The sequence below is a fragment of the Pseudomonas sp. SWRI154 genome (genome assembly GCF_014268645.1).
GTDB lineage: Bacteria > Pseudomonadota > Gammaproteobacteria > Pseudomonadales > Pseudomonadaceae > Aquipseudomonas > Aquipseudomonas marvdashtae.
Map to the genome: position 1 here is coordinate 99,957 of NZ_JABWQW010000021.1, position 6,135 is coordinate 106,091.

At 58.3% G+C, this 6,135-nt stretch carries 6 protein-coding genes; all 6 read left to right on the plus strand.

Features of this window, described 5'->3' with window-relative positions; genetic code table 11:
• The first annotated feature begins 75 nt into the window (after positions 1 to 75).
• The 6 genes from HU806_RS18645 (at position 76) to msrQ (ending at position 6,057) form a co-directional block, all read left to right on the plus strand.
• Positions 76 to 1,800 carry an acetolactate synthase 3 large subunit gene (locus HU806_RS18645; RefSeq protein ID WP_186613149.1) on the plus strand — a complete coding sequence of 575 codons (1,725 nt, stop codon included), beginning with the start codon at positions 76 to 78 and terminating at the stop codon, positions 1,798 to 1,800.
• Between the two features lie 2 nt (positions 1,801 to 1,802).
• Positions 1,803 to 2,294 (plus strand): acetolactate synthase small subunit, encoded by a 492-nt coding sequence (gene ilvN / locus HU806_RS18650; protein WP_003176102.1) that lies wholly within the window; start codon positions 1,803 to 1,805, stop codon positions 2,292 to 2,294.
• 45 nt (positions 2,295 to 2,339) lie between these two features.
• The gene (gene ilvC, locus HU806_RS18655) at positions 2,340 to 3,356 is read left to right on the plus strand and encodes a ketol-acid reductoisomerase (RefSeq protein ID WP_003185459.1); all 1,017 of its coding nucleotides are present in this window, start codon (positions 2,340 to 2,342) and stop codon (positions 3,354 to 3,356) included.
• 144 nt (positions 3,357 to 3,500) lie between these two features.
• Positions 3,501 to 4,346 carry a CDP-diacylglycerol--serine O-phosphatidyltransferase gene (pssA, locus tag HU806_RS18660; RefSeq protein ID WP_186613151.1) on the plus strand — a complete coding sequence of 282 codons (846 nt, stop codon included), beginning with the start codon at positions 3,501 to 3,503 and terminating at the stop codon, positions 4,344 to 4,346.
• 74 nt (positions 4,347 to 4,420) lie between these two features.
• The gene (gene msrP / locus HU806_RS18665; RefSeq protein WP_186613153.1) at positions 4,421 to 5,434 is read left to right on the plus strand and encodes a protein-methionine-sulfoxide reductase catalytic subunit MsrP; all 1,014 of its coding nucleotides are present in this window, start codon (positions 4,421 to 4,423) and stop codon (positions 5,432 to 5,434) included.
• Positions 5,434 to 6,057 carry a protein-methionine-sulfoxide reductase heme-binding subunit MsrQ gene (gene msrQ / locus HU806_RS18670; protein WP_186613155.1) on the plus strand — a complete coding sequence of 208 codons (624 nt, stop codon included), beginning with the start codon at positions 5,434 to 5,436 and terminating at the stop codon, positions 6,055 to 6,057. The genes msrP and msrQ overlap by 1 nt, the downstream gene beginning before the upstream one ends.
• Positions 6,058 to 6,135: the final 78 nt, after the last annotated feature.

Consider the following 6,135-nt stretch of genomic DNA (forward strand, 5'->3'; position numbering starts at 1 on the left):
CTGCCGAGAAGTAAACCTATTAAGACCCGTCCCCTTTTCGTGGGTCGGTATTCTGGCGTTTTAGAGGTGAACAACGTGGAGCTTTTATCTGGCGGTGAGATGCTCGTCCGCTTCTTGCGTGACGAAGGCGTCAAATATATCTACGGGTACCCCGGTGGTGCTCTTCTTCATGTCTACGATGCCCTGTTCAAAGAACCGGAAGTGACCCACATCCTGGTTCGTCATGAGCAAGCGGCCACCCACATGGCTGACGGCTATGCCCGTGCCACCGGCAAGGCCGGCGTGGTTCTGGTGACATCCGGCCCTGGCGCCACGAACGCCATCACCGGTATCGCCACGGCCTACATGGACTCGATTCCCATGGTGATCATTTCCGGCCAGGTGCCTAGCACCATGGTGGGTACCGACGCGTTCCAGGAAACCGACATGATCGGTATCTCCCGGCCGATCGTGAAGCACAGCTTCATGATCAAGCATGCGTCGGAAATCCCGGAAGTCATGAAGAAAGCGTTCTACCTGGCCGAGTCCGGTCGTCCGGGCCCGGTGGTGGTCGATGTGCCAAAAGACATGACCAACCCGGCCGAGAAGTTTGAATACATCTACCCGAAAAAAGCCAAGCTGCGCTCCTACAGCCCGGCGGTACGTGGTCACTCGGGGCAAATTCGCAAGGCCGCCGAAATGCTGCTGGCGGCCAAGCGCCCTGTGCTGTACTCCGGTGGTGGTGTCATCCTCGGTGGTGGCTCCGCGCCGCTGACCGAGTTGGCCAAGATGCTCAACCTGCCGGTCACCAATACGCTGATGGGCCTCGGCGCCTACCCGGGCACCGACCGCCAGTTCATCGGCATGCTCGGCATGCATGGCAGCTACACCGCCAACCTGGCGATGCACCATGCCGATGTGATCCTGGCGGTGGGCGCGCGTTTCGACGACCGCGTCATCAATGGCCCGGCGAAATTCTGCCCGAATGCCAAGATCATCCACATCGACATCGACCCGGCGTCGATCTCCAAGACCATCAAGGCAGACGTGCCGATTGTCGGTCCGGTCGAGAGCGTGCTGACCGAGATGGTCGCCATCCTCAAGGAAATCGGCGAGGCTCCGAACAAGGAGTCCGTGACCGCCTGGTGGAAGCAGGTTGATGAGTGGCGTGGCGATCGTGGCCTGTTCCCTTACGACAAGGGCGACGGCAGCGTGATAAAGCCGCAAACCGTCATCGAGACCCTGTGCGAAGTGACCAAGGGCGATGCCTTCGTGACCTCCGACGTGGGGCAGCACCAGATGTTCGCGGCGCAGTACTACAAGTTCAACAAACCCAACCGTTGGATCAACTCCGGCGGCCTGGGCACCATGGGCTTCGGCTTCCCGGCGGCCATGGGCGTCAAGTTGAGCTTCCCGGATAATGATGTCGCCTGTGTCACCGGTGAAGGCAGTATCCAGATGAACATCCAGGAGCTGTCGACCTGCCTGCAGTACGGTTTGCCGGTGAAGATCGTCAACCTGAACAACGGCGTGCTGGGCATGGTTCGCCAGTGGCAGGACATGAGCTACGGCAGTCGTCACTCGCATTCCTACATGGAATCGCTGCCGGACTTCGTCAAGCTGGTCGAGGCCTATGGCCACGTGGGCATCCGCATCACCGACCTGAAAGATTTGAAATCCGGGCTTGAAGAAGCATTCGCGATGAAGGATCGCCTGGTATTCCTCGACATCAAGGTCGATACCAGCGAGCACGTCTACCCGATGCAGATCAAAGACGGCTCCATGCGTGATATGTGGCTGAGCAAGACGGAGCGTACCTAATCATGCGACACATTATTTCCTTGCTACTGGAAAACGAACCGGGTGCGCTGTCTCGTGTTGTAGGCCTGTTCTCGCAGCGCAACTACAACATCGAAAGCCTGACCGTGGCGCCAACCGAAGACCCGACCCTGTCGCGCCTGACGCTGACCACCGTGGGCCACGATGAAGTCATCGAGCAGATCACCAAGAACCTGAACAAGCTGATCGAGGTGGTCAAGCTGGTGGACCTGTCGGAAAGCGCTCACATCGAGCGCGAGCTGATGCTGGTCAAGGTCAAGGCCACCGGCGCCCAGCGCGCCGAGATCAAACGTACTACCGATATTTATCGTGGGCAGATCGTCGATGTCAGCGCCAGCGTCTATACCGTTCAGTTGACCGGTACCAGCGACAAGCTCGACAGCTTCATCCAATCGATCGGCACTGCCTCGATTCTCGAAACTGTACGCAGTGGCGTCACCGGGATTGCCCGTGGCGACAAAGTACTGAGCATCTAAACCAAATTAGCGAATGGCCTGAATGGCCGGATATAGGGGAAATTCATGAAAGTTTTTTACGATAAAGATTGCGACCTGTCGATCATCCAGGGCAAGAAAGTCGCCATTATCGGCTACGGCTCCCAGGGTCACGCCCAGGCGTGCAACCTGAAAGACTCCGGCGTTGACGTGACCGTGGGCCTGCGTAAAGGCTCGGCCACCGTTGCCAAGGCCGAGGCCCACGGCCTGAAAGTCACCGACGTGGCTTCCGCTGTCGCCGCTGCCGATCTGGTCATGATCCTGACCCCGGACGAGTTCCAGTCCGCGCTGTACAAGAATGAAATCGAGCCGAACATCAAGAAGGGCGCCACCCTGGCCTTCTCCCACGGCTTCGCGATCCACTACAACCAAGTCGTGCCACGTGCCGATCTCGACGTGATCATGATCGCGCCGAAGGCCCCGGGCCACACCGTACGTTCCGAGTTCGTCAAGGGCGGCGGCATCCCTGACCTGATCGCGATCTACCAGGACGCGTCCGGCAACGCCAAGAACGTAGCCCTGTCCTACGCTGCCGGTGTCGGTGGCGGTCGTACCGGCATCATCGAAACCACTTTCAAGGACGAGACTGAAACCGACCTGTTCGGCGAGCAAGCCGTTCTGTGCGGCGGTACCGTCGAGCTGGTGAAGGCCGGTTTCGAAACCCTGGTCGAAGCGGGCTACGCGCCAGAAATGGCTTACTTCGAGTGCCTGCACGAACTGAAGCTGATCGTTGACCTCATGTACGAAGGCGGTATCGCCAACATGAACTACTCGATCTCCAACAACGCTGAATACGGCGAGTACGTGACCGGTCCGGAAGTCATCAACGCCGAATCCCGCCAGGCCATGCGCAACGCCCTGAAACGTATTCAGGACGGCGAATACGCCAAGATGTTCATCAGCGAAGGCGCTACCGGCTATCCTTCGATGACCGCCAAGCGTCGTAACAACGCCGCTCACGGTATCGAAATCATCGGTGAGCAGCTGCGCTCCATGATGCCGTGGATCGGTGCCAACAAGATCGTCGACAAAGCCAAGAACTGAGTCGCGAGCTTGATTGAAGAAACGCGGCCCAGGCCGCGTTTTTTCGTTTGGGCATCGGCTTCTGGTATAAAGCTGCATCGTTTGCGGCCGAACCGTCGTCCCAGACATCTGTCGAATTTTTCACACCGTTGCAAGGTATTGTCCATGAGCGAACGTCCCGACGAGCCGAACCAGGCTCCTGACGCCGAAAGCCTGTTGCCTATCGACGAGCATGTCGAAGAAGGCCATGACGCTGAAGGCCGTAAGGTCCGGCATCGTGGCATCTATCTGCTGCCGAACCTGTTCACCACCGCGAACCTGTTCGCCGGTTTCTATTCCATCATCAGTTCCATGAGCGCCCAGGCTGCATTGAGCGCTGGCGACAGCGCCGGTGCGAGTCGCTATTTCGCTTTTGCCGCCATCGCGATATTTGTCGCCATGGTGCTTGATGGCCTGGACGGGCGCGTAGCCCGCATGACCAATACCCAGAGCGCATTCGGCGCCGAATACGATTCGCTATCCGACATGGTTGCGTTCGGTGTTGCCCCGGCCTTGCTGGCGTTTGGTTGGGCCCTGGGCGACATGGGCAAGGTCGGCTGGATGGTTGCCTTCATCTATGTCGCCGGTGCTGCACTGCGCCTGGCGCGTTTCAACACTCAGGTTGGCACTGCCGACAAGCGTTACTTCATTGGTCTTGCCAGTCCGGCGGCGGCGGGTGTCGTGGCGGGGGTGGTCTGGGCATTCAGCGACTTTGGCATCCAGGGGTCGAAAATGTCCTTCCTGGTGGCTTTGCTGGTCGCGGCGGCGGGGATGTTGATGGTCAGCAACATCAAGTACAACAGCTTCAAGGAGCTCGATCTCAAGGGGCGCGTGCCATTCGTGGCGATCCTGGCTGTGGTGCTGGTCTTTGCCGTGGTATTCAGTGATCCACCACGTATCTTGTTGTTGGTATTCCTCGCCTATGCGGCTTCCGGCCCAGTGCAATATTTGCTGCGTCTTCGCCGACGCTAAATGTTGCCTTAATGTAATTTCACCCATACTCCGCAGTCTATTGGTGCATCTGCCCCCAACGCTGCGGAGTCGTCATGCTGATCAAGATCCCCAAGTCGTCCGACTGTCGCGAGTCGGACGTCACGCCTGAATCGATCTATCTTTCCCGTCGCCAGATGCTCGGTGCAACCATGGCGGGTCTCGCCGTGAGCAGCTTGCCGCAGTGGGCCAGTGCTGCCGATGCGGCGCGTTATGCCGATGTCGAGCCCGGCAAGGCGCCGTCCTGGTTAGCCGAGAAACTTACTTCTACCCAATGGGGCGCTGTGACGGTCAAGGATGAACCGATCACGCCGTTCAAGGATGCCACCCACTACAACAATTTCTATGAGTTCGGGACCGATAAGGGTGATCCGGCGGCCAACGCTGGATCGCTGCAAACCGAGCCCTGGAGCGTGGTTGTGGACGGTGAGGTAAGCAAGCCGGGGCGCTATGGGTTGGAAGACTTCATGAAGCCTTATCAGTTGGAGGAACGGATTTACCGACTGCGCTGTGTCGAGGCCTGGTCGATGGTTATTCCTTGGGTCGGCTTCCCAATCTCCGCATTGCTCAAGCAAGTCGAGCCTACATCCAGCGCCAAGTACATTCGCTTCGAAACCTTGCAGGACCCCAAGGTCATGCCGGGGCAGCGTTCAGGCTTCGCGTTAATCGACTGGCCATACGTAGAAGGCCTGCGATTGGACGAGGCAATGAACCCGTTGGCTATCCTGGCGGTTGGCATGTACGGGCGGGAGTTGCCGAACCAGAACGGCGCGCCCCTGCGGTTGGTGGTTCCATGGAAGTACGGTTTCAAAAGCGTGAAGTCCATTGTGCGCATCAGTTTGGTGAGCGAGCAGCCGAAGACCACGTGGCAAAGCATTGCGTCTGACGAGTACGGCTTCTATGCCAACGTCAATCCAACAGTCGATCATCCGCGCTGGACCCAGGCGCGCGAACGTCGCCTGCCGAGCGGGCTGCTCCGTCCCAATGTCCGCGATACATTGATGTTCAACGGCTATCAGGATGAAGTCGCTTCCTTATATGCGGGGATGGATTTGAGGAAGGACTACTGATGCGTTTCCTTGCGTGGCGGATCGGCGTCTTCCTCGGGACGGCAGTCTGGCCGTTGCTTTGGCTCTACGAGGCTTTGGTAAATTCGCTGGGGCCGGACCCGGGCAAGGTGCTGGTGGATCGGCTCGGGTTAGGGACGCTGATCCTGTTGTTGATCACCTTGAGCATGACACCACTGCAAAAGTTGACGGGGTGGGCGGGGTGGATCGCGGTCAGGCGCCAGTTGGGGTTGTGGTGCTTCGCTTATGTTGTGCTGCATTTGAGCGGATACGCGGCGTTCATACTAGGTTTCGACTGGTCGCAGTTGGGAGTCGAGCTGAGTAAGCGGCCTTACATCATCGTTGGGGCGCTTGGGTTCCTCGGTTTGCTGGTGTTGGCGGTCACGTCCAATCGTTATAGCCAGCGGCGACTGGGTGTCCGCTGGAAGAAATTGCATCGCCTGGTTTATCCAATTCTAGGGCTTGGGTTACTGCATATGCTGTGGATCGTGCGTGCGGACCTCAAGGAGTGGGCGATATACGCCTTGATAGGAGCCTTGCTATTAGTGTTGAGGCTCCCTTCGGTTACGCGCCGGATCCCGCGTTTGCTGGGTAAGAAAGTCCCTTCTGCAATAAAAGCGAAATAAAGGGTTGACGGCAAATCCTGGGTGTCTATAATTCGCCCCACTTCCGGCGCAGTCGAAACGGAAAACTCCTTGAGTTTC